Consider the following 20,954-nt stretch of genomic DNA (forward strand, 5'->3'; position numbering starts at 1 on the left):
TGCTGGTTGGTCATTCTGCTGACCGTTGTTTCGGTGGTCATAGCGGAGGGGAAACGCCCGGTTACATTCCGAACCCGGTAGCTAAGCCCTCCAGCGCCGATGGTACTGCACTCGGGAGGGTGTGGGAGAGTAGGACGCCGCCGGACTCAACTTGTATGAAAGCCCACCCGGGTTATCCGGGTGGGCTTTCTGCGTTTCTGCGCCGTTTTTTGCTACCGGCTTTGACGGTTTTGGGGCGGGGATAGGCCACGCAGGGCGGTCAGGCTTGATCCCTGCGTGGCCTATCCCCGCCCCAAAACCTTGCCTACTCGATCGACCTTCGGTCACCCTGGGTGGTCGAGGAAACTCGGCGGCCTTTGCGGGTCCACGCCGGCATTGATTACTGCTTGCGGTATTTCACGCGAGGCGACTCCCGCACTGCGAAGCTCGCCACTCGCCCTGGCTCGCCACTCGCGCTTGCTCGCCACTCGTCCTTGGCGGCTTGCTTGTTTGCTCTTATTCGATAGGTCCGGCTGGCGTCGGCGGCTGCTTGTGTCGTCTGCGCGGGTCGTGCTTCCGATCTTGTGGACTTGGCCGGGCTGGTTGCGGGGAAGGCCACAAGATCGAGGAGGGGAAGAGGTAGGAGGGCAGCTGCAGGGTTGGCCCTGGCGTACCTCTGTGGGGGTTCTGAAATTTGGGGTTCTTGACAGGAGGGTGGGGGTTCGGCATAGAGGTGGGTACGGTGCCGACCCAATGCAGGGAGGGACGACGATGCGGATCAGCGACATTCTTCGAGTCAAGGGTGATCAGGTGGTCACTGTGCCGCCGGAGACTACGGTGGCGCGGCTGGTTGAGGTTCTCGCGCACCATCGGATCGGTGCGGTGGTGGTGTCGCGGGAAGGTTCGGCGGTTGAGGGCATCGTCAGTGAGCGGGACATCGTGCGGGCTCTTGCCGCGCGGGGTGCGGCGGTGCTGACGGAGCCGGTGAGCGCGATTCAGACGACGCAGGTGCGGACGGTGGTTCCGGACGCGCAGTTGGAGGACGTCGAGCGGTTGATGACGGAGCACCGGTTCCGGCATGTGCCGGTGGTCGCCGGCGGGGTGCTGCGGGGGGTCGTCAGCATCGGGGACGTGGTGAAGAACCGGATCGACGAGTTGGAGTCCGAGCGGAGCACGCTCGCCGACTACATCACCGGGGAGCGTACGTAACACCAGCTCGAAAGCCGAACTGCCGCTGCCCGGCATCCCGGGCAGCGGCGGTCGGTCTCACAACCCGCTCAGCTGTTCAGCAAGGCCGAGAGGATCGGCTCAGCGGTTCAGCAGTGCCGCGAGCTTGCTCCGTGGTGCCGCCTTGGCGGCGGTTCGGCGGCGGCCCAGGACGACTGCGGCGGCTGCCGCGCCGGCCAGGGCGAGGAGGGCCGCGGTCGTCGACTTCGGATTCTGGCGCGCGGTGGAGGTCGCTTTCGTGCCCGCGGCCGACACCGCCTGACGGGTACGGGAGTGGGTCGCCGGCGTGGTGTTGAGCTGGTCAGTCGTGGTGGTCATCGCTCACCTCTCAGGAAATCGGGGTTATGTCGGCTTATGCCCCTCGTCCTGCGCCCTTCAACCTCACTGTGCGGTTCATTCACGCTCTGGAACCGACGCTAATCGGACAGTAAACGCTGGCGTGTCGGGGACCCGACTCAGCGCACCACCGACAGACCGCCCCGGTGAGGCTCCTTGCTGAGCCGGTACTGCCGGACCGCCCACACCACCAGCACGATCAGCGCGGTGTCGCGAACCGTGACGAATACGGATCCACCGAACGTCAGCGCCTCCGGGTCGACGACCGTCTGAAGCACCACGCCCGAGAACGCGGCCGCCCCGGCCGAGGCAGCGAGCCGGCCGAACACCGCGTTACGCTGCCGGAATCGGTCACCGTGGCCGAGCCAGTACCCGGGCAGCATCCGGTTCAGCATCATCACGAACAGCACACCGGGGATGGTCGCGACCACCGCGTACGTGAGTGCCAGCAGCAGACCCGCGCCGTTGAGCGTGGCCGCGACCGCAGCCGCGGTGGCGAGCATGATGACGTCGAGGCGGTGTCTGCCGTACCTGTTCTGGGCCACCAGCCAGAGGGCGGCGACCGCCACGGCCGGCAGCATGATCGGGCTCAGCGACAGCGGCCCTGCCACGGCCCAGGCGATGAGGAGATAGCCGGCTGCGAACGCGCCGGACCGGACCGGATAACTGTTGATGCTCATCGGCCTGCCTGAGGAGTCGGTAACCGTCGGGCCGGTCCGATCGGCCTCACACCGCACCACCTGAGTGTTCCAGCAAGAGCGAAGCAGCGTTCCAGCAAGAGCGAAGCAGCGTTCCAGCAATAAGCAGAGCAGGAATCGAGAAGCGGGCATCACCAGCGTTGACTACCGTTGACGGCGCTGCCGACAGAGGGGACACGATGAGCACGGAAACGCACGTCGCGGACAGCCACGATCTGATCCGGGTGCAGGGCGCGCGGGTGAACAACCTCAAGGACGTGACCGTCGAGATCCTGAAACGGCGCCTGACCGTTTTCACGGGTGTCTCCGGTTCGGGCAAGAGCTCCCTGGTGTTCGGCACCATCGCCGCCGAGTCGCAGCGCATGATCAACGAGACGTACAGCGCTTTCGTGCAGGGGTTCATGCCCACCCTTGCCCGGCCGGACGTGGACGTGCTCGACGGGCTGACCACCGCGATCATCGTGGACCAGGAACGGATGGGCTCCGACCCCCGGTCGACGGTCGGCACGGCCACCGACGCGAACGCGATGCTGCGCATCCTGTTCAGCCGCCTCGGCCAGCCGCACATCGGGTCGCCGCAGGCGTTCTCGTTCAACGTGGCGTCGATCTCCGGCGCCGGTGCGGTCACCCTGGAAAAGGGTGGGGTCACCACCAAGGAGCGGCGCAGCTTCAGCATCGTGGGCGGCATGTGCCCGCGCTGCGAGGGCCGCGGCTCGGTGACCGATTACGACCTCACGGCGCTCTACGACGACAGCAAGTCGCTGAACGGTGGCGCGCTGACCATTCCCGGTTACAGCATGGACGGCTGGTCCGGCCGGATCTTCCGGGGCTGTGGCTTCTTCGACCCGGACAAGCCGATCCGCGAGTTCACCAAGAAGGAACTGAACGACCTCCTCTACAAGGAGGCCACGAAGATCAAGGTCGACGGGATCAACCTGACCTATCTCGGTCTGATCCTGCAGATCCAGAAGTCCTTCCTGTCCAAGGACGTCGACGCGATGCAGCCGCACATCCGCGCCTTCGTGGAGCGGGCGATCACGTTCACCGCCTGCCCGGACTGCGGCGGAACCCGGCTGAGTGAAGCGGCCCGCTCGTCGAAGGTCAACGGGATCAGCATCGCGGACGCCTGCCGGATGCAGATCAGCGACCTGGCCGCCTGGGTGAAGGAGCTCAGGGAGCCCAGCGTGGCGCCGCTGCTCGGCAAGCTCCAGCACACCCTGGACTCGTTCGTCGAGATCGGGCTCGGATACCTCTCCCTGGACCGGCCGTCGGGCACGCTCTCGGGCGGTGAGGCACAGCGTACGAAAATGATCCGTCATCTCGGCTCGGCGCTCACCGACGTCACCTATGTCTTCGACGAGCCGACCATCGGGCTGCACCCGCACGACATCCAGCGGATGAACGAGCTGCTCCTGCGGCTGCGCGACAAGGGCAACACGGTCCTCGTGGTCGAGCACAAGCCGGAGGCGATCGCGATCGCCGATCGCGTGATCGATCTCGGTCCCGGCGCCGGCACCGCCGGCGGCACCATCTGCTTCGAGGGTACGGTCGAAGAGCTGCGCAAGAGTGACACGCTGACCGGTCGTCACCTCGACGATCGCGCCCAGCTCAAGGAGAAGGTGCGCACCGCCACGGGCAAGCTGGAGATCCGTGGCGCCGGCCGGCACAACCTCCAGGACGTGGACGTCGATGTTCCGCTCGGCGTGCTCTGCGTGGTCACCGGCGTTGCCGGGTCCGGGAAGAGCTCACTGATCCATGGCTCGGTTCCGGCGGAATCCGGCGTCGTCTCGGTCGACCAGGTGCCGATCCGGGGGTCGCGGCGCAGCAATCCGGCCACGTACACAAGCATGCTGGAACCGATCCGCAAAGCGTTCGCGAAGGTCAATGGGGTCAAGCCCGCGCTGTTCAGCGCGAATTCGGAGGGCGCGTGCCCGACGTGCAACGGCAACGGCGTGATCTACACGGACCTCGCGATGATGGCCGGTGTGGCGACGCCGTGCGAGGAGTGCGAGGGCAAGCGGTTCCAGGCGGCGGTGCTGGAATACACGTTCGGCGGCAAGGACATCAGTGAGGTCCTCGGCCTGTCGGTGACCGATGCGGAACAGTTCTTCGGCGAGGGTGAGGCGCGCATTCCGGCCGCACACGCGATCCTGAAGCGGCTCGTCGACGTCGGTCTCGGCTATCTGAGTCTAGGTCAGCCGCTCACCACGCTCTCCGGCGGCGAGCGGCAGCGGCTGAAACTGGCCACGCACATGGCCGACAAGGGCGGCGTTTACGTGCTCGACGAGCCGACCACCGGTCTGCATCTTGCCGATGTGGAGCAGTTGCTCGCGTTGCTGGACCGGCTCGTCGACTCCGGAAAGTCGGTGATCGTGATCGAGCACCATCAGGCGGTCATGGCGCACGCCGACTGGATCATCGACCTGGGTCCGGGCGCGGGCCATGACGGTGGCCGGATCGTCTTCGAAGGTACGCCGGCCGACCTGGTGGCCGACCGATCCACGTTGACCGGTCAGCACCTGGCGGCGTACGTCAGCGCCTGATCAACGCGGCCTGAGTCAGGAACCGCAGCAGGGGACGTAATTCGGGTGGCACGGTCGGTTCCGCGACCGTGCCACGCCAATGTCGCCCGCCACATTGGAGGGCCAGGTCGTAACGGACCAGGTCGGCGTCGCAGGGTGCCGCGATCTTGGCGCCGAGGCGGGTCAGATCGAGGCTGCGGACGAGTTGAGTGAGTCGGCGGGCATCGGGCTCGGGCAGGGTCGGGGAGTCCATCACGACGTGCAGGGATCGGCCGGCGTAACCACCCGATCGTCGTAGTTCGGCGCGGACGGGTTCGGTCACTGTTCCTCCTCAGGCGGCAACCATCGGATACCTGGAACATTGGCACCTACCTGACTCCAGCGCTGTCAGTTCTTGAACACTTCCGGATTCCCTACAAGTTCCATAGGTCATATAGACAGGTTGAGACAATCCGCTTAATCTCACGACCATGAATCTCTTGATCCGGTCGGCCGGCGCGGCTGTCGCGCTCACCCTGGCGTTCGGCGTGGTGCCCGCGCCGGCGTACGCGGCCGCCGTGGCATCCGGTCCCGCCGCTCCGCAGAACCCCTACACCGCACCGGCCGGCGGTGCCTCCACGCACGGCGACAGCGCGTCGGCGAAGACGTTCACCGGTCGTGGCCCGGCCGGAAGCTCGGTCAAGGTGACCCGGTCGACGCTGCTGTCGGCCTGCCCGACGCTGCTGCACGGCGCCGACGGCCAGCTGCTCGGCCTCTGCACCGAATACATCGGACAGGCGCCGGCCCTGCATCTGCTCGACAAGACCAGCGGCAGCTCGCTCGCCAAGCTGTCGATCACCAAGGGGACGCTGCTCGGCGGGGTCTACGCGTACGTCGACAACCTGGACCGGGTGGTGATCGTCGACGGGAACCGGGAGCTGCTGCGGATCGCGCACACCGGCGGCACCCTCACTGTCGTCGAGAAGACCCCGCTCAGCGGTGTGATCGACGCGAGTGACGCGGTCGTCGGGGTGATTCCGGCGTACGACGGGCGGGTGTGGTTCGTCACGGCGGCCGGCAAGGTCGGCGCGGTCGACACGACCACCGGTGCGACGGTGACCTACCAGCTGCCGGCCGGAGAGAAGATCGCCAACAGCATCTCCACGGTGCCGGGTCGGTTCGCGGTCACCAGCGATCGCGCGGTCTACGTGTTCAACACCGCTGATGTCACGCTGCGCTGGCGGTATGCGTACGACCGGGGTACCGCACGCAAGCCGGGGCAGTTGTCCTGGGGCAGTGGGGCGACGCCGGTGTTCTTCGGGCCGTCGACCGGTTATGAGTACGTCGCCATCACCGACAACGCGAACCCGTACATGAATCTCGTGGTGCTGCGTACCGATGGGACCGGGACGCCGGTGTGCGTGCAGCCGCTGTTCACCAACCGTGCCGCGAGTGGCACCGAGAACGCGCCCGTCGCGGTGGGCCGCAGCATCTTCATCACCAATACGTACGGGTACGACTACCCGGCTCTGCCGGACGACGCCGGTACGAGTGTGCCGTCGGACGCGAGCTTCGACGGGGGCGTGGCCCGCATCGACGTGAACGCGGCGGGGACCGGTTGTGCCGTGACATGGCAGATCAACACGCGGAGCGCCGCGCTGCCCCGGCTGTCGGTGACCGACGGCAAGGTCTACACGGCGATCCAGGACGGGATTCTGGGTGATGCCGACCCGTTCTACTTCGCGGCGATCGACTCGGGCACCGGAGCGGTCAGCGACAAGGCGCTGCTCGGGTTCGGCTTGGTCAACCCGTTGCAGACCGCCGGCACGGCGATCAACCGAAGCTACTACCAGGGCACGGTCACCGGCCTGCTGACCATCACACCGTCGAGCTGAGCCGGCGCGTCCCGACGTGACTCGTCACGTCGGGACGCGTTGCCCGTCAGAACATGATCGGGATCAGCTGCGTCACCCGGTCCAGCAGCTCGGCCGTGTTGAACGGCTTGACCAGGTAACCCTCGGCGCCGACGACCCGGCCGAGCTCCATGTCCGACGGCTCGCCGTTTCCGGAGATGATGACCGGGATCTGGGCGGTCTGCGGCGACGAGTGCAGTTCGTAGCAGAACCCGAAGCCGTTCAGCTTGCGCGTCGTCACGTCGAGAACGATCAGGCTCGGCTGCTCGTTGACCGCCAGCGACATCGCGGTGATCCCGTTGTCGGTGACCAGCGTGCGATAGCCCGCTACCTGCAACTCCTGCTCGATCAGCGAGCGGATCTCCTCGTCGTCCTCGACGATCAGGACGGTCGGCGGCTCGAGGGCGGACGCCCAGTCCTCAACCCGCCAGAGGCCGTTCGCGTTCGCGTCGCTGAACGTGATCGTGGTGGTGGGGGACTGAGGCATCTCAACTCCTTCAACGCTGGGACACCTTTGATCGGTCTTACGTTCTCGACCTGCAGAAAAGTGTCTGTTGCAGTACGGGAGCAGGGGTGGTGATGACAGGGTACGGAGCAGCGGTTAGGTTAGGGTCACCTAACCGCGATGCCTGGGGAGGCGACCGTGACCCAGACCGCCGTGCCTACTGAGGCGCCCCCGTTCCGCTTCTTCGACGTCGAGGTGGTCCGGGTGAACCGGCTCAGCCCGAACTTCGTGCGGGTGACGTTCACCGGCCACGACCTCGACCGGTTCGCCGACAACGGGTTCGACCAGCGGATCAAGCTGATCCCGCCGCTCGACGACTCCGGGTTCGAGCACCTGCCGCAGGGCCTGGACTGGTACACCCAGTGGCGGCTGCTCCCCGACGAGCGGCGCAACCCGATCCGCACGTACACGGTCCGCGCCGTGCGTCAGCACCTGCGCGAGGTGGACGTCGACATGGTGTTGCACGGGGTGAGCGGCCCGGCCTCGCGGTGGGCGGTCAACGCCGGCCCGGGTACGCAGGCCCGGCTGATGGGCCCGAACGCGGAGTTCTGCGGCCCGTCCGGTGGCATCGACTTCCACCCGCCGGCGAACACCCGCCACATCCTGCTCGGCGGTGACGAGACCGCGGTCCCGGCGATCGCCTCGATCATCGAGCGGCTGCCCGCGGACGCGACCGGCGAGGCCGTGCTGGAGGTTCCGGAGCACACCGACCGGCTGGAGATCGCCGCCCCGGAGGGCTTCCGGGTCACCTGGCTGTCCCGCGACGGCGCCGCGCACGGCACCTACCTGGTTCCGGAGATCGAGGCCGCCGCGGAACGCCTGCTCGGCGACTGCACCACCGCGGTGAAGGCCGACCTCGAGGACATCGACGTCGACACCGACATGCTCTGGGAGGTCCCGGACGGCTCGGCGGCCACGATCGACGGCTTCTACGCCTGGCTGGCCGGCGAGGCCGCGGTCATCAAGACGCTGCGCCGCCACCTGGTGACCGGCTGCGGCGTCGACCGGCGAGCGGTCGCCTTCATGGGCTACTGGCGCCTCGGCAAAGCGGAGTGCTGACGGCTAGATCCGGAAACCGGACACGACCTCGCGCAGCTCCCCGGCGACCGTGGTCAGCTCGCTGACCGACGCTTCGGCCTCGCCCAGCGCCGAGGTCGTGGCGTGTGCCGCGCTGGCGACCGCGTTGATGCTGCCGGCGATGTTGGAGCTGCCGTTGGCGGCTTCACCGATGCTGCGGCTCATCTCGTTCGTCGTGGCGGTCTGTTCCTCGACGGCCGACGCGATCGTCACCTGGTAGTCGTTGATCTCGGAGATGATCCGCGAGATCTCCTGGATCGCGACGACCGCGCTCGACGTGTCGGCCTGGATGGCCTCGACGCGGCGGGCGATGTCCTCGGTGGCCCGCGCGGTCTCCTGGGCGAGATCCTTGACCTCGCTGGCGACCACGGCGAACCCCTTGCCGGCCTCGCCGGCGCGGGCCGCCTCGATCGTTGCGTTCAGGGCGAGCAGGTTGGTCTGCTCGGCGATCGCGGTGATCGCCTTGACCACGTTGCCGATCTCCTCGGACGACGTGCCCAGCTTGGCCACGGTGTCGTTGGTGGTCTGCGCGACGCCGACCGCGCTGGAGGCGACCTGCGCGGCGCTGTTGGCGTTCTGCGAGATCTCCCGGATCGACGCGCCCATCTGATCGCTGCCGGCGGCGACCGACTGCACGCTCGCGGAGACCTCCCCGGCCGTGCCGGCGACCAGGTTGGCCTGCTCGGAGGCCTCCCGTGACTCGGCGTCCAGACGGGTGGTGATCATGCCGAGCCGCTGGGTCACGTCGCCGAGCACCTCGGCGCCGTGGTTGAGCTTGCGCACGCTGATGATCAGGCCGTCCCGGGCCCGGTTGGTGGCCTCGGCCATCTGGCCCAGCTCGTCGCGGGAGCGGACCTCGGCGGGGATGGTGAGGTCGCCGTCGGCGACCGCGCTGAGCGCCCGGGACACGGTCGCGAGCTGCCGCTTGATCAGCTGCATCACGCCGAATCCGACGAACGCCGCGATGACGAAGCCGATCACCAGTCCGGCGATCACGATCATGCGGGCGCGCTTGTAGGACGCGGTGCCGTCGACGGCCATCGCGTCGGCGTCGGACTCCTCGGTCGTCTGCAGGTCGTCCATCGTCGTGGTGATCGTGGCGTCCGAGGTGTTGAACGCGGCGAGGATGTCGGCGGCGGCGGGCATCTCGAAGCCGGCCGGCGGCGCCTGACCGAAGATGACCACGGTGCTCAGCCCGCGGTGGTAGAGGACCGCCTCGGAGAACGCCTGGAGTTTTTCGAGCCGGTCGGTGGCGCCGGACTTGGTGGCGATCGCCTGGTACGTCGCGACCGCCTCGTCGATCTTGGCGGAGGCCAGTTCAGCCTGTTCCAGGCCGGCCTTCATCAGCGCCTCGTTACCGGCCTTGCCGGCGTTGTACTTCAGGGCGCTGCGGAAGTACTCGGTCAGGCCGCCGCGCATGTCGGCGATCTGTTCCATGCTGTCGACGTGCTGGCTCTTCATGTTCTGGAGGTCGTCGCGCAGTTCGGCGAGGCGGGTCAGGGCCACCACTGTCACGCCCAGCGCGACGATCGCGACGCACATCGCGGCCACGGTGCTTTTGATCAGCAGACTGCGGTCGCCGAGCAGCCGATCCAGCAATCCGCGACCCGAAGTAGTGATCTCCGCCTGCATGACGTCCACCATAGAGGCGGTTCCGTCGCATTTCGGCGAATTGCTCAACCTCCTGATGTACCGCTGTGAACCAGGGCGATGCTGCACCTCGCGCGGTGCAACAGGTGCCGGCCGATCGAGGGGCGCAGGGCCATCCGGAGCGCTCGGCGTACCCTCGCGCCGGCCACCACCAGCTGGGCGCCGGCGGCGGCCTGGGCCAGGACCTCGCCGGGCGGGCCGACCAGGACCTCGGTGGTGACCGGGACGGAGGGGAAGCGCCGCCGCCAGCAGGCGACGATCTCGTCGAGGCGGCGGCGCTCGGCGGCGACCGCCGCCAGGTTGCGCTCGCAGAGCAGGTCGCGGCCGCCGTCCGGCATCGGCCAGCCGTGCACCGCGCGCAGCGCCACGCCCCGCACCGCGGCCTGCTCGAAGGCGAAACCGAGCACGGTCGCGGCGGTGGGGGAGTCGTCGATGCCGGCCAGCACCGGGTCGGTGGCCCGTGGGTCGCCGCGGACCACCACGACCGGGCAGCGGGCGTGGGTGCTGACCGAGGCGGCGGTCGAGCCGAGCAGCGCACGCACCGCGGAGTGCCGCGGACCGCCGACCACGAGCAGCGCCGCCTCGGCGCCTCGCTGGGTGAGCGCCACCGCGGCGGTGCCGTGCTCGACGCGGGCGCGCACCCGGACACCGGGATGGGTCTCGGCCGCGGTGGCGATGGCGCGGCCCAGCATGTCGCCGACCGCGTCGTCGGTCTCGGCGTCGGGGTAGACCGCGGCGGCGGGCATCATCGCCGCCGCCGGGACATAGGTGGGCCATTCGTACGCATAAAGCAGCTCGACCGGCGCATCCGTGCGCTGCGCTTCGTCGAGGGCCCACCGGGCCGCCTTGCGAGCGTCCGGAGAGCCGTCGTAACCCACCACGATCCGCTGGTCGGGCACCGTGCCCACCTCCTCGGCGTTGCTACCCACGATCGTCGTGTCTGGACGCCCGTGCGGCAAGACCGAAAGGCTCAGTGGCGCAGGACCTTAACAACTGCTTCAGCGACACCGGTCGACGATGCGGGGTTCTGACCGGTCACCAGATGTCCGTCGGTGACCACGTGCGGCTGCCAGTCGGCGGCGCCGGTGTGCTTGCCGCCCTGCTTCTCCAGGGTGCTCTGCAGCAGGAAAGGCACCACATCGGTCAGACCGACGGCGGCCTCCTCGGAGTCGGTGAACGCGGCGATGTTCTTGCCGGCGACGATCGGCGAGCCGTCCGACAGCGTGATGCCGACGAGGGCGGCCGGACCGTGGCATACGGCGGCGACCACGCCGCCGCGCTCGTAGAGGTCCCGGGCGAGGGTGGCGAGGTCGGGGTCGTCCGGGAAATCGAAGACGGCGCCGTGACCGCCGGCGAAGAGGATGGCGTCGTAGTCGGCCTGGTCGACCTCGGCGAACGTTGGCGTCACCGCGAGCTGGGCCTGGACGGCCGGGTCCTCGGTGAACGCCTTCTGGATCGGGTCGCTCAGGTCGGCGCCGTCGATCGGCGGCTCGCCACCCGCGACGCTGACGAAGTCGACCGTGTAACCCGCTTCGGTGAACACGTGCCACGGGTGCGCGGCCTCGGCCAGGTAATAACCGGTGGGTCGCAGGCCGGCCAGGTCACCGTGGCTGGTCAGGGCGATGAGGATCTTGACGGAAGCTGTCATGCCTCGATACTTGCCCCTTCGAGCCATCAACAACCAAGAGGTTTCTTTCACCGAGCCATAGGATTCCTGATGTGTCCGGACGCGTTTCGCTCGATCTGCTGCATTCCTTCCTCGCGGTCCACCGGGCCGGGACGCTGACCCGTGCCGCCGAGGTGCTCGGCCTCTCCCAGCCGACCGTCACCGCCCAGCTGCGCACCCTGGAGGCGCAGCTGGGCCAGGCCCTGTTCGTCCGGGGCGCCCGCGGGGTGACCCCGACGCCGGCCGCCGACGATCTTGCCCGCCGTCTCGACGGGCCTCTCGACGCCCTCGCCGGTGTCGCCGGATCGCTGGGGAACACCGCCGACCACACCCTTCACCTGGGCGGGCCGGCCGAGCTGATGACCGCCCGGGTGATGCCCGCCCTCGCCACCACGTTCGCCGCCGGGCTCAGCGTCCGGGTCCGGCTCGGGCTGGCCGACGATCTGCTCGCCGACCTCACCGAGGGCCGCCTCGACATGGTGGTCAGCGCGATCCGGCCCCGCCGGGCGGGCGTGTACGCGGAACCGCTCTACGACGAGGAGTTCACCCTTGTCGGCGTGCCCGGGGCAGACAAGGGGCAGCCGCTGCTGTCCTATGCCGAGGACATGCCGATCATCCGGCGCTGGTGGCGGCACGTGCTCGGTTCACCACCGCCGAGACGGGCGGCGCTCGTCGTACCCGACCTGCGCGCGCTGCGAGCCGCCGCGCTCGCCGGAATCGGGGTGACGGTGTTGCCGCGCTATCTGATCGCCGAGGATCTGCGGGCCGGAACGCTGATCGAGCTGCACCCGACCGATGATCCGCCGATCAACACGCTGTATCTGGCTACCCGGGTGGCGGTGCTGCACGCGCCGCACGTGGCGGCGACCCGGACGGCCCTGCTGGCGGCTGCGCGGTCCTGGTGACCTCGGCGAGCCACGGCTCGACCACCTGGCCGAGCAGCGCGGCCAGGGTGTTCCGGTCATCCGGGCCAAGCGGGGCGAACGCGTCACGGACCGCGCCGCGCGCCACTGCGGTCTTGCGGTGGACCAGGTCCCGGCCCTGGTCCGTCGGGCAGAGCCACACCTTGCGCCGGTCGTTCTCGTCGCGGGCACGCTCGATCAGACCGGCTGTCTCCAAGCGGTCGGCGAGCGGGGTGATCGAGGACTGCTGCACGTGCAGGAGCCGGGCGAGCGCGCCGCCGGTCAGGCCCTCGTGCTGGCCGAGCATGTAGAGGGCGAGCAGATCCATCGCCGGCATCCCGGCGTCGACGGCGGCCTCCTCGACCGCGTTCTGGACCAGGCGGCCGGCATGGAGCGTGAGGTAGCCGAGTTCGAGCCCGCCGGGTGAACGGCCCAAAGACTGCGTCACGCAAGCTTCATCGGCCGAAACATTCAGCGGCTGAAAGGTTACCGGGATCACGTGTCCGAGGTGCGGGATCGGAAACGTGGATTTGATCTTCGCTGGATAGCATTCCCGCGCCGCGTCAGGGTTGTCCGGCATCGAGGTATTCGAGGCGATGTTCCGGATTTTTTACTTTTTGGGAGACTGAGAATGGCTGTCAAGGCCGAATACATCTGGGTCGACGGAACCCAGCCCACCGCCAAGCTGCGCTCCAAGACCAAGATCCTGGCCGACGGCGCCGAGCCCCCCATCTGGGGCTTCGACGGCTCCAGCACGAACCAGGCGCCTGGCGACAAGTCGGACTGTGTGCTCCAGCCGGTCTTCATCTGTCCGGACCCGATCCGCGGCGGTAACAACATCCTGGTCATGTGCGAGGTCGAGCTGATCGACGGCACCCCGCACCCGACCAACACCCGCGCCCCGCTGCGCGCGGTCGCCGAGAAGTTCGCCGACCAGGAGGCGATCTTCGGCATCGAGCAGGAGTACACCTTCTTCAAGGACGGCCGTCCGCTCGGCTTCCCGGTCGGTGGCGGCTACCCCGCCCCGCAGGGTGGCTACTACTGCGGCGTCGGCTCCGACGAGGTCTTCGGCCGGGAGATCGTCGAGGCGCACATGGACGCGTGCCTCGAGGCCGGCCTGAACCTCTCCGGCATCAACGCCGAGGTCATGCCGGGTCAGTGGGAGTTCCAGATCGGCCCGGTCGCCGCACCGCAGGTCGCCGACGAGCTGTGGATCGCCCGCTGGCTGCTCTACCGCATCGCCGAGGACTACGGCGTCTCCGCCACCCTCGACCCGAAGCCGGTCAAGGGTGACTGGAACGGCGCCGGCGCGCACACCAACTTCTCCACGAAGGCGATGCGCGAGGGTTACGACGCGATCATCGCGGCCGCCGAGTCGCTGGGCAAGAAGCGTCAGGAGCACGTCGACGGTTACGGCGCCGGCATCGACCAGCGTCTCACCGGCCTGCACGAGACCGCCCCGTGGACCGAGTACAGCTACGGCGTCTCGGACCGTGGCGCCTCGGTGCGCATCCCGTGGCAGGTCGAGAAGGACGGCAAGGGCTACATCGAGGACCGTCGCCCGAACGCGAACGTCGACCCCTACGTCGTCACCCGCCTGCTGATCGACACCATCTGCACGGCGCTCGCCGAGTCCTGATCCCGTTGTCCGGCGCGCGGGGGCACCTGCCCCCGCGCGCTAGGCTTCCGCTGATGTTCGACCTGATTCCCGGCGATCCGGATTCCCCGGTGATCCTGCACGTCCCGCACGCCTCCCGGGAGATCATTTCCTCCGGCCTGGTGATCGGCCCCGGCGAGATCGCCGAGGAACTCGACCACCTCACCGACGCGTGGACGGACGTGATCGCGACCCGGGCTTTTTCGGTCGCGGCCCGCCGGCCCTGGATGCTGATCAACCGGCTGTCGCGCCTCGTCGTCGATCCGGAACGCTTCCTCGGCGACTCCGAGGAGATGCTCGCCGCCGGCATGGGCCCGGTCTACACGCACGGTCACTCCGGGCGGCGCTTGCGCACCGACGATCCCGCGCGGGACGCGACACTTCTTGAAGATCACTTCATTCCGTACGCGGAAACGATGACGAACCTGGTGGCCGGACGCCTGTCGTCGACCGGCCGTGCGGTGATCCTCGACGTGCACTCGTACTCGACGGCGTTGCTGGCGTACGAACTGCATCGGGACGGGCCCCGGCCGCCGGTCTGCCTCGGCACCGACGAGTTCCACACGCCGGGCTGGCTGGTCGAGGCGGCCCGTTCGGTGTTCGACGGCACCGGCCTGAACAGCCCCTTCGCCGGCTGTTACGTCCCGCTGGACCATTGGCGGCGTGACCCGGCCGTCTCCGCCTTGATGATCGAGATCCGACGTGACCAGTACATGCGCGAACCCGGCGGCGCCATCCTCGCCGGGCCGGACGGCACGGCCGGGCTGGACACTCTTGCCCGGTCGCTCGCCGCGCTCGTCGACGCGGTCCCCTGAAGGGTTGATGCCGGACGGCGCGTTCGGTGATGACGGGTGACATGATGGGCCGGGCAACGTTACCGGGGTCGGGGAGGTGCGGCAGTCGATGGGAAATTTCGAGGCGCGGACGTCCGCCGGACCCGGCCGGATCATCGTTACCCTCGCCGGCGAGTGCGACCTCTCCGCCCGCGAGCACCTCACCGCCATCCTGCTCGACGCGCTCACCCGGGCCAAGGCGGTCTTCGTCGACCTGGCCCCGCTGACCTTCCTGGACTCCAGCGGCGTGCACAGCCTGATCACCGCCCATCACGCCGCGAAGCACACCGGAGGCCGGATCTACGTGGTGAACGCCGCCGGCCCGGTCGCCACCGTCCTCGACCTCACCGGCGTCGCCGCCCTGCTACGGGCCCCCGCCGACGAGCACCGCCATGTCTGAGGCCGCGATGCCCGAGACCGACGGCGACGGGATGTCGTACTCGGTGCCCGACGACCTGCGGGCCGTCCGGGTCTTCGTGACCGAGCGGGCGCTGGCGCTGGGCATGACGGAGAACCGGATAGACCTGCTGACCCTCGCGGTGAGCGAGCTGACCACCAACACGCTGCAGCACACGTCCGGCGGCGGCCACATCCGGGTCTGGGCGGAGAACGGCCGCCTGGTCTGTGACGTGGTCGACCGGGGCGCCGAGCGCCCGTTCGGCCGCGCGATGCCGGCAGCCGAGGCGGTCCGGGGCCGGGGCCTGGCCATCGTCGAGAGAGTCTGCGACGCGGTCTACACCACGGCCGTGCCCGAGGGAACCCTCGTGCGGATCTGCCTCGACCTCTGACCCGGGGGACCGGGTGGGTCAGATGACCCGCACGGTCAGGGTGCAGGTGTCGTCGTCCGGGCTCGGGGTGTGCAGCAGGGCGTGGACGCGGGTCAGCGGGTTCGGGCCTGGTCTGGCTGACACCGTTGACAGGTGGGCGTGTACTTCTGCCGCGCGGGCGCTGGTGCCGGCGGCGCGGCGTTCGACCAGGCCGTCGGTGTAGAAGAGGATCAGGTCGCCTGGTTCCAGGCGGGCGCTCGCCACCGGGAAGTCCTCGTCGGGTTCGGCGCCCAGCAGCAGGCCCGGTGGGCGGGCCAGTTCGGCGCTCTCGCCGCCTCGGGCCAGTATCGGGGCCATGTGGCCGGCTCGGGCCCAGGGGAGGGTGCGGGTCCGGGGGTCGTAGACCGAGATCAGGGCGGTGCCGGTGATGCCCAGCTGGGTGCAGAGGCGGTTCATGTGCTGGAGCAGGGTTCCCGGCTCGCGGATGCCGATCGACAGCCAGGCCATCAGGGCGAAGCGCAGGTGGGCCATGCCGTTGGCCGCTTCCAGGCCGTGGCCGGCCACGTCGCCGATCGCCAGGACGACCAGGCCGTCCGGCAGGGTCTGCGCGTGGTACCAGTCGCCGCCGACCTGGATCGTGCTCTCGGCCGGCAGGTAGCTGACCATCGCCTCCAGGCCGTCCAGCTTGAACGGTGTTTCCGGCACCGGCTGGATCATGCGTTGCAGCTGGCCGGCCAGGCGGTGCTCGGCCAGCGCCGTCAGCTCACGGGTTCGCAACTTGTCGCTGAGCTGCTCGATCTCGGTACGCGAATCCACCCGGGCCGTGACGTCCTGCACCACCGCGTAGATCTTCACCGGGGTACCGGCGACGTCGTGGGCGATGTCGGACAGGATGCGCAGGTGTTTCACCGCGTTGCCGACCTGGAATCGGACCGTCACGTCCGAGGTGGAGCCGGTGTCCAGGGTCTGCCACGCGGCCTCGGCCAGGCCGCGGTCCTCGGGCAGCATCGCGGCCGCCTGTGCGGTGCGGGTGAGCGGTTCGAGCCGGGGGTCACGCTCGAAGATCCGGTACATCCCCGGTGACCAGTCGGTGCGGCCGGTGGCCAGGTCGAACTCGGACCAGCCGAGGCTGCCGAGCAGTTCGGTACGCTCCAGCCGGCGCTGATGTTCGTCGACCCGTTCCCACCAGACCAGCAGGCCGCCCAGCACGCGGTGGACGCTGATCTCGAAGCGGGACTCGGCGACGACACCGGGCTGACGTTCCTCGTAACGGAACTCGTCGAGCCGGCCGGGTTCGCCGCTGCGCAGCACGTCACCGTACAGATGCCAGAGCGGTCCGCCCACCATGGACGGATAGAGCTCGCTGATCAGTTCGTTGATCCGCTGGGTGCCACGGCCCTGGATGTCGGAGACCTGGGCGCTGGTCGCGGCGACGCGGAAATCCACCAGTTCGTCGCCGTCGTGCACCGGCAGCAGCCAGGTGCAGCCCACCGGAATCACGGTGAGCAGCTCGCGGACCACGTCCTCGACGGCCATCACCGAAGCCTATCGGGGAGCGCGGGAACCCAGGGGGACAAGGGTGTCGCCATGCCTTTGCGGGCGGGTGGCGTGGACGCCTTCTGCTGACCGGTGAGCGCCGGTTACGCGTACGCCATGGTGGCCTTGACGCGGTGCAGAAAGGCGGAGTTTGTCGGGGTTGTGCGCAGCTGCTTCAGCAGCTGTTGCATGCCGTCGCGGCGATCCTGGCCGGTGAGGGCGCGGCGGACCTGGGCGATCACGGCGAGTTCGGTGGGTGGGAGCAGGGCCTCGTCGTGGCGGGTGCCGGAGGCGGCGATGTCGATCGCGGGGTAGATGCGCGCCTCGGCGAGCGAGCGGTCGAGTTTGAGGTCGGCGTTGCCGGTGCTCTTGAACTCCTCGAAGATCAGGCCGTCCATCGCGGAGCCGGTTTCGGTCAGGGCTGTCGCGATGATCGTGAGGGAGCCGCCGTTCTCGATGTTGCGGGCGGCGCCGAGCAGTTGTTTCGGCGGATGCAGGGCGGATGCGTCCAGGCCGCCCGAAAGAGTACGTCCCTTGCCCGGCGCGATGAGGTTGTAAGCCCTGCCCAGGCGGGTGATGGAATCGATGAGCAGGACGACGTCGCGGCCCTGTTCGACGAGGCGCTTGGCGCGTTCGATGGCCTGTTCGGCGATCTCGGTGTGTTCTTTCGGTGCGCGGTCGAAGGTCGCGGCGATCACCTCGCCGTGGATCGTGCGGCGCATGTCGGTGACCTCTTCCGGTCGTTCGCCGATCAGCAGGACCATCAGATGGCACTCGGGGTGGTTGCGGGTGATGCCGTCGGCGATCTGGCGCAGAACGGTGGTCTTTCCGGCCTTGGGTGGCGCGACGATGAGGGCGCGCTGACCCTTGCCGATCGGCATGACCAGGTCGATCACGCGGGTGGTGAGATTGTCGGTCTCCAGGCGGAGACGTTCGGTGGGGTGGATAGGGGTGAGTTGGTAGAAACCGGTGGTTTTCGCCCTGGACGGGCGCACGGCAGTTTGGGTCATGGGTTCCTCGAAAAAGGAGTTCCTCGAAAGGATCTGAGTGCTCGCGCATGAGAAACGCGAGGGAAAGAAGGCTGATCATCGGGGGCTGGAACGCCCGCACCGGGATCTGCTGTCAGCAACGGTAGCACCGATGGGCGATGATGGCACTCCACGGCCCGGCCACGGAGGAGACGAACATGGCACTGCTGCGCAGGGTGATCGGATCCGTGTTACGGAGAGTCCGCCAGGCTCAAGGCCGCACGCTGCGTGACGTCGCCGAGGCCGCAGGCGTCTCGCTGCCCTATCTCTCCGAGGTGGAACGCGGCACCAAGGAGGCGTCGTCCGAGGTGCTGGCCGCGATCTGCCGCGCGCTGGGGCTGCCGCTGCCGGAGCTGCTCGACGAGGCGCGCAAGGAATTGCAGCGGAGCGTGCCGGGCCCGCGAGCCAGTGTGCGCCGTCATGCTCGGGTGCGGCAGGCTCGGGTGCGTCAGGCGACGACCAGGACCGGCGTTCCCGGTTCGACAGTGTCCAGGAGTGCTCGCTGTGCGGCCGCCGGCATGCGGACGCAGCCGTTGGACACGCTGCGGCCGAAGGCGCTCGTGCGCGACCACGCGTGGATGGCGGTGTGCGCTCCCCGCAGCGACGCCGCCAGGTTCTCCTTCTTCTCCGGCACGGTGCCGAGCACCAGCGCGTCGAGCCCCTCGTAAATCGCGCCGTTCGTGGTGGTCGTCCCCATCACGTAGGTGCGGCCGAGTGGCGTGGGTGTGGCCTTCGATCCGACGGACACCTCCCACGACTGCTGTTCCTCGCCCTCGCGCAGCCAGGTGAGGCGGTGTTCGCTGAGGTCGACAACGATGTGGTCGCCCAGCGGCTCCGGGGTCCAGCCGTCCTCGGGCACCCAGCCGATCCGCCGGTTCGACGACGGGGCGAGCACCGCGACCCAGCCGTTGTCGCGGGCCACGATCGGGGCGACCGTCGGCAGGCCGCTGATCTTCGGCGGGAGGTAGGCGCGGGGTTCGCCGCCGGGCTCGTCGTAAAGCGCCATCTTCGTGGCCGGGCGCAGTGCCTCGGTCGGCACGTCGAGGCTGGTGGCGCCGGGGTCCTCGGGCAGTCCTTGGGGGCCTTCCGCGTAGGTGATCACCGGGAGGTCCTTCGGCGGTTTGGACGCCTCCAGCGGCTTTTCCTCCGGCTTTGGTGACGCTGAAGCCGGCGCCGCTGACGGGCTCACCCAGGTGCTCGCCTGATCGTTGCCGCGGGCCATCGCGACCGCCGCGCCGAGGGCCAGGAGCAGCGCGACCACCGTCAGGATCAACAGATATGCGCGGGTCCGGCTCTGCGGGCGGTCGGGGTGCAGGGCGCTCGGCATCCGCCCAGGGTAGCGGGCGCTGTTCCGGGCGATGTGAGGAACATTCTGTACCAGTGGTCTTCGTAACTCCTATCTGACGGGCGGGGATTGCCGGCGATAGGGTGAGAATCATGCTGCGCAAGCTGGGATTTCTCACGATCGGGCTGTTCGACGAGGCAGACCCGGGCCGGGGCCACGAGTCCACGCTGGAGATCATCGAGCTGGGGGAGCGTCTCGGATTCGACAGCGCCTGGCTGCGGCATCGCCACCTGCAGTTCGGCATCTCGTCGCCGGTCGCGGTGCTGGCCGCCGCCACCCAGCGGACCAGCCGGATCGAGCTGGGCACCGCGGTCACCCCGCTCGGCTGGGAAAATCCGCTGCGCCTCGCCGAGGACCTGGCCACCGTCGACATCCTGTCCGGTGGGCGGCTCAATCCGGGCATCAGCGTGGGCCCGCCGATGCAGTACGAGCAGGTGAAGGACGCGCTCTACCCCGACTCCGCCTCGGTGGAGGACTTCAGCTACACCCGGGTCGAGCGTTTTCTCGCCGCCGTCCGTGGTGAGCACGTGACCGATTTCCAGGGCACGGTCGGGTTCGAGCAGTTCTCCCACCGGGTGCAGCCGCACTCACCCGGGCTCGCGTCCCGGCTGTGGTACGGCGGCGGCAGCCTGCGGTCGGCGCAGTGGGCCGGTGAGCACGGGATGAACTTCCTGACCAGCAGCGTGGTGAAAGCCGAGGAGTCGGAGGACTTCGAGCAGATCCAGCTGTCGCACGTGCGGGCGTTCCGGGCGGCGCACCCGGCGGGTCGGGTCTCGCAGGGCCTGGTCGTCATCCCGACCGACAGCGCGACGGCGTCGCAGAAGGCCAAGTATGCGGCTTACGCGGAGAAGCGGCTGCCGCGTACTCAGGCTCCGCAGGGGCCTGCCCGGATGATGTTCGCGCCCGACCTGGTCGGTTCGTCCGAAGAGATCGCCTCGCGGTTGACGGCGCATGCCGCGTTCCAGGAGATCGACGAGGTGGCGTTCGCGCTGCCGTTCACGTTCGAGCACGAGGACTACGTGCAGATCCTGACGGATATGGCCCAGTCGCTGGGTCCGGTGCTCGGCTGGAAGCCGGCCGACTGATTTCGTCTGAGGTCTTGGTGAGTTGGGGTCGCTCGGGTTTCGCTGTTCGCGGTCCGGCGAGGCGCCCCGCTTGGCCGATCTTGTGGAGTTACGCGCAAACGGTTCGCCGAACTCCGCAAGATCTGCACTGTTTCCCCCGCTGTGGTGGCAGAGCGGCACCACAAGCTACCAACCAACCCAAACGCCGCCCCAACCCGCTACCGCTCCACGGATGGCGAGACCCGCGGGGTGGACATGCGGGTGGTGCTT

General features: G+C 68.7%; 21 protein-coding genes, 1 rRNA gene and 1 pseudogene. 12 read left to right on the top strand and 11 right to left on the bottom strand.

The window, feature by feature from the left end; all coding sequences use genetic code 11:
• Window positions 1–29: 29 nt before the first annotated feature.
• Window positions 30–146, top strand: a 5S ribosomal RNA gene (gene rrf, locus ACQP2E_RS14320).
• 604 nt (window positions 147–750) lie between these two features.
• Window positions 751–1,188, top strand: a complete 438-nt coding sequence (locus ACQP2E_RS14325) for a CBS domain-containing protein (RefSeq protein ID WP_433831745.1) — start codon at window positions 751–753, stop codon at window positions 1,186–1,188.
• A 99-nt stretch (window positions 1,189–1,287) separates the two neighbouring features.
• Here the strand turns inward: ACQP2E_RS14325 and ACQP2E_RS14330 are convergent, their stop codons facing one another.
• On the bottom strand, window positions 1,288–1,524 hold the full coding sequence (locus ACQP2E_RS14330; protein WP_433831747.1) for a hypothetical protein: 237 nt from the start codon (window positions 1,522–1,524) through the stop codon (window positions 1,288–1,290).
• 137 nt (window positions 1,525–1,661) lie between these two features.
• Entirely contained in the window at window positions 1,662–2,222 is a 561-nt protein-coding gene (locus tag ACQP2E_RS14335; RefSeq protein ID WP_433831749.1) for a hypothetical protein, read from the bottom strand.
• Window positions 2,223–2,419: 197 nt separating this feature from the next.
• On the opposite strand from ACQP2E_RS14335, the gene ACQP2E_RS14340 reads away from it, so the two are divergent.
• Window positions 2,420–4,783 carry an ATP-binding cassette domain-containing protein gene (locus tag ACQP2E_RS14340; protein ID WP_433831751.1) on the top strand — a complete coding sequence of 788 codons (2,364 nt, stop codon included), beginning with the start codon at window positions 2,420–2,422 and terminating at the stop codon, window positions 4,781–4,783.
• Here ACQP2E_RS14340 and ACQP2E_RS14345 read toward each other — a convergent pair.
• The gene (locus ACQP2E_RS14345; protein WP_433831753.1) at window positions 4,773–5,084 is read right to left on the bottom strand and encodes a protealysin inhibitor emfourin; all 312 of its coding nucleotides are present in this window, start codon (window positions 5,082–5,084) and stop codon (window positions 4,773–4,775) included. The genes ACQP2E_RS14340 and ACQP2E_RS14345 overlap by 11 nt on opposite strands.
• A 148-nt stretch (window positions 5,085–5,232) precedes the next feature.
• On the opposite strand from ACQP2E_RS14345, the gene ACQP2E_RS14350 reads away from it, so the two are divergent.
• Complete coding sequence (locus ACQP2E_RS14350; RefSeq protein ID WP_433831755.1) at window positions 5,233–6,636, top strand: hypothetical protein; 1,404 nt, start codon at window positions 5,233–5,235, stop codon at window positions 6,634–6,636.
• A 46-nt stretch (window positions 6,637–6,682) separates the two neighbouring features.
• On the opposite strand, the gene ACQP2E_RS14355 is transcribed toward ACQP2E_RS14350, so the two are convergent.
• Window positions 6,683–7,141, bottom strand: a complete 459-nt coding sequence (locus ACQP2E_RS14355; protein ID WP_433831757.1) for a response regulator — start codon at window positions 7,139–7,141, stop codon at window positions 6,683–6,685.
• 156 nt (window positions 7,142–7,297) lie between these two features.
• Between ACQP2E_RS14355 and ACQP2E_RS14360 the strand changes: the two genes are divergently transcribed.
• Complete coding sequence (locus tag ACQP2E_RS14360) at window positions 7,298–8,218, top strand: siderophore-interacting protein (protein ID WP_433831759.1); 921 nt, start codon at window positions 7,298–7,300, stop codon at window positions 8,216–8,218.
• Window positions 8,219–8,221: 3 nt separating this feature from the next.
• Here the strand turns inward: ACQP2E_RS14360 and ACQP2E_RS14365 are convergent, their stop codons facing one another.
• The 3 genes from ACQP2E_RS14365 to ACQP2E_RS14375 are packed head-to-tail and all read right to left on the bottom strand — an operon-like array spanning window position 8,222 to window position 11,534.
• The gene (locus tag ACQP2E_RS14365; protein WP_433831761.1) at window positions 8,222–9,868 is read right to left on the bottom strand and encodes a methyl-accepting chemotaxis protein; all 1,647 of its coding nucleotides are present in this window, start codon (window positions 9,866–9,868) and stop codon (window positions 8,222–8,224) included.
• A 44-nt stretch (window positions 9,869–9,912) separates the two neighbouring features.
• A complete protein-coding gene (locus ACQP2E_RS14370; protein ID WP_433831763.1) occupies window positions 9,913–10,815 on the bottom strand; it encodes a universal stress protein in 903 nt (300 codons plus the stop codon).
• Window positions 10,816–10,856: 41 nt separating this feature from the next.
• Window positions 10,857–11,534 carry a type 1 glutamine amidotransferase domain-containing protein gene (locus ACQP2E_RS14375; RefSeq protein ID WP_433831765.1) on the bottom strand — a complete coding sequence of 226 codons (678 nt, stop codon included), beginning with the start codon at window positions 11,532–11,534 and terminating at the stop codon, window positions 10,857–10,859.
• 71 nt (window positions 11,535–11,605) lie between these two features.
• Here ACQP2E_RS14375 and ACQP2E_RS14380 point away from each other — a divergent pair, with 71 nt between their 5' ends.
• Window positions 11,606–12,457 carry a LysR family transcriptional regulator gene (locus ACQP2E_RS14380; RefSeq protein WP_433831767.1) on the top strand — a complete coding sequence of 284 codons (852 nt, stop codon included), beginning with the start codon at window positions 11,606–11,608 and terminating at the stop codon, window positions 12,455–12,457.
• Here ACQP2E_RS14380 and ACQP2E_RS14385 read toward each other — a convergent pair.
• Window positions 12,378–12,902, bottom strand: a complete 525-nt coding sequence (locus ACQP2E_RS14385; RefSeq protein ID WP_433831769.1) for a MarR family winged helix-turn-helix transcriptional regulator — start codon at window positions 12,900–12,902, stop codon at window positions 12,378–12,380. The genes ACQP2E_RS14380 and ACQP2E_RS14385 overlap by 80 nt on opposite strands.
• 183 nt (window positions 12,903–13,085) lie before the next feature.
• On the opposite strand from ACQP2E_RS14385, the gene glnII reads away from it, so the two are divergent.
• The 4 genes from glnII (at window position 13,086) to ACQP2E_RS14405 (ending at window position 15,732) form a co-directional block, all read left to right on the top strand.
• Window positions 13,086–14,093 carry a glutamine synthetase gene (gene glnII, locus ACQP2E_RS14390; RefSeq protein ID WP_433831771.1) on the top strand — a complete coding sequence of 336 codons (1,008 nt, stop codon included), beginning with the start codon at window positions 13,086–13,088 and terminating at the stop codon, window positions 14,091–14,093.
• Between the two features lie 53 nt (window positions 14,094–14,146).
• Window positions 14,147–14,926 (top strand): N-formylglutamate amidohydrolase, encoded by a 780-nt coding sequence (locus tag ACQP2E_RS14395; RefSeq protein WP_433831773.1) that lies wholly within the window; start codon window positions 14,147–14,149, stop codon window positions 14,924–14,926.
• 88 nt (window positions 14,927–15,014) lie between these two features.
• Window positions 15,015–15,344, top strand: coding sequence for an STAS domain-containing protein (locus tag ACQP2E_RS14400; RefSeq protein WP_433831775.1), 330 nt, complete (start codon window positions 15,015–15,017; stop codon window positions 15,342–15,344).
• Window positions 15,337–15,732, top strand: coding sequence for an ATP-binding protein (locus ACQP2E_RS14405; protein WP_433831777.1), 396 nt, complete (start codon window positions 15,337–15,339; stop codon window positions 15,730–15,732). The genes ACQP2E_RS14400 and ACQP2E_RS14405 overlap by 8 nt, the downstream gene beginning before the upstream one ends.
• An 18-nt stretch (window positions 15,733–15,750) precedes the next feature.
• On the opposite strand, the gene ACQP2E_RS14410 is transcribed toward ACQP2E_RS14405, so the two are convergent.
• Together ACQP2E_RS14410 and rho are read right to left on the bottom strand one after the other, a co-directional pair.
• A complete protein-coding gene (locus ACQP2E_RS14410; protein WP_433831779.1) occupies window positions 15,751–17,247 on the bottom strand; it encodes a PP2C family protein-serine/threonine phosphatase in 1,497 nt (498 codons plus the stop codon).
• 104 nt (window positions 17,248–17,351) lie between these two features.
• Window positions 17,352–18,257, bottom strand: a complete 906-nt coding sequence (gene rho, locus ACQP2E_RS14415) for a transcription termination factor Rho (protein ID WP_433831781.1) — start codon at window positions 18,255–18,257, stop codon at window positions 17,352–17,354.
• Between the two features lie 176 nt (window positions 18,258–18,433).
• On the opposite strand from rho, the pseudogene ACQP2E_RS14420 reads away from it, so the two are divergent.
• Window positions 18,434–18,652: pseudogene (locus ACQP2E_RS14420) on the top strand (helix-turn-helix domain-containing protein); the annotation flags it as partial.
• A 71-nt stretch (window positions 18,653–18,723) separates the two neighbouring features.
• Here the strand turns inward: ACQP2E_RS14420 and ACQP2E_RS14425 are convergent.
• On the bottom strand, window positions 18,724–19,602 hold the full coding sequence (locus ACQP2E_RS14425; protein WP_433831783.1) for a L,D-transpeptidase: 879 nt from the start codon (window positions 19,600–19,602) through the stop codon (window positions 18,724–18,726).
• 110 nt (window positions 19,603–19,712) lie between these two features.
• Between ACQP2E_RS14425 and ACQP2E_RS14430 the strand changes: the two genes are divergently transcribed.
• The gene (locus tag ACQP2E_RS14430) at window positions 19,713–20,705 is read left to right on the top strand and encodes an LLM class flavin-dependent oxidoreductase (RefSeq protein ID WP_433831785.1); all 993 of its coding nucleotides are present in this window, start codon (window positions 19,713–19,715) and stop codon (window positions 20,703–20,705) included.
• The last annotated feature ends 249 nt before the right edge of the window (window positions 20,706–20,954 follow it).

Source organism: Actinoplanes sp. CA-015351, assembly GCF_050955685.1.
In the GTDB taxonomy this organism is placed as follows: domain Bacteria; phylum Actinomycetota; class Actinomycetes; order Mycobacteriales; family Micromonosporaceae; genus Actinoplanes.

Excerpts from the sequence above, each read along its gene's own strand:
- ACQP2E_RS14325 (WP_433831745.1), top strand. The coding sequence starts at position 751 with ATGCGGATCAGCGACATTCTTCGAGTCAAGGGTGATCAGGTGGTCACT.
- ACQP2E_RS14330 (WP_433831747.1), bottom strand. The coding sequence starts at position 1,524 with ATGACCACCACGACTGACCAGCTCAACACCACGCCGGCGACCCACTCC.
- ACQP2E_RS14335 (WP_433831749.1), bottom strand. The coding sequence starts at position 2,222 with ATGAGCATCAACAGTTATCCGGTCCGGTCCGGCGCGTTCGCAGCCGGC.
- ACQP2E_RS14340 (WP_433831751.1), top strand. The coding sequence starts at position 2,420 with ATGAGCACGGAAACGCACGTCGCGGACAGCCACGATCTGATCCGGGTG.
- ACQP2E_RS14350 (WP_433831755.1), top strand. The coding sequence starts at position 5,233 with ATGAATCTCTTGATCCGGTCGGCCGGCGCGGCTGTCGCGCTCACCCTG.
- ACQP2E_RS14355 (WP_433831757.1), bottom strand. The coding sequence starts at position 7,141 with ATGCCTCAGTCCCCCACCACCACGATCACGTTCAGCGACGCGAACGCG.
- ACQP2E_RS14365 (WP_433831761.1), bottom strand. The coding sequence starts at position 9,868 with ATGCAGGCGGAGATCACTACTTCGGGTCGCGGATTGCTGGATCGGCTG.
- ACQP2E_RS14375 (WP_433831765.1), bottom strand. The coding sequence starts at position 11,534 with ATGACAGCTTCCGTCAAGATCCTCATCGCCCTGACCAGCCACGGTGAC.
- glnII (WP_433831771.1), top strand. The coding sequence starts at position 13,086 with ATGGCTGTCAAGGCCGAATACATCTGGGTCGACGGAACCCAGCCCACC.
- ACQP2E_RS14395 (WP_433831773.1), top strand. The coding sequence starts at position 14,147 with ATGTTCGACCTGATTCCCGGCGATCCGGATTCCCCGGTGATCCTGCAC.
- ACQP2E_RS14400 (WP_433831775.1), top strand. The coding sequence starts at position 15,015 with ATGGGAAATTTCGAGGCGCGGACGTCCGCCGGACCCGGCCGGATCATC.
- ACQP2E_RS14405 (WP_433831777.1), top strand. The coding sequence starts at position 15,337 with ATGTCTGAGGCCGCGATGCCCGAGACCGACGGCGACGGGATGTCGTAC.
- ACQP2E_RS14410 (WP_433831779.1), bottom strand. The coding sequence starts at position 17,247 with ATGGCCGTCGAGGACGTGGTCCGCGAGCTGCTCACCGTGATTCCGGTG.
- rho (WP_433831781.1), bottom strand. The coding sequence starts at position 18,257 with ATGACCCAAACTGCCGTGCGCCCGTCCAGGGCGAAAACCACCGGTTTC.
- ACQP2E_RS14425 (WP_433831783.1), bottom strand. The coding sequence starts at position 19,602 with ATGCCGAGCGCCCTGCACCCCGACCGCCCGCAGAGCCGGACCCGCGCA.
- ACQP2E_RS14430 (WP_433831785.1), top strand. The coding sequence starts at position 19,713 with ATGCTGCGCAAGCTGGGATTTCTCACGATCGGGCTGTTCGACGAGGCA.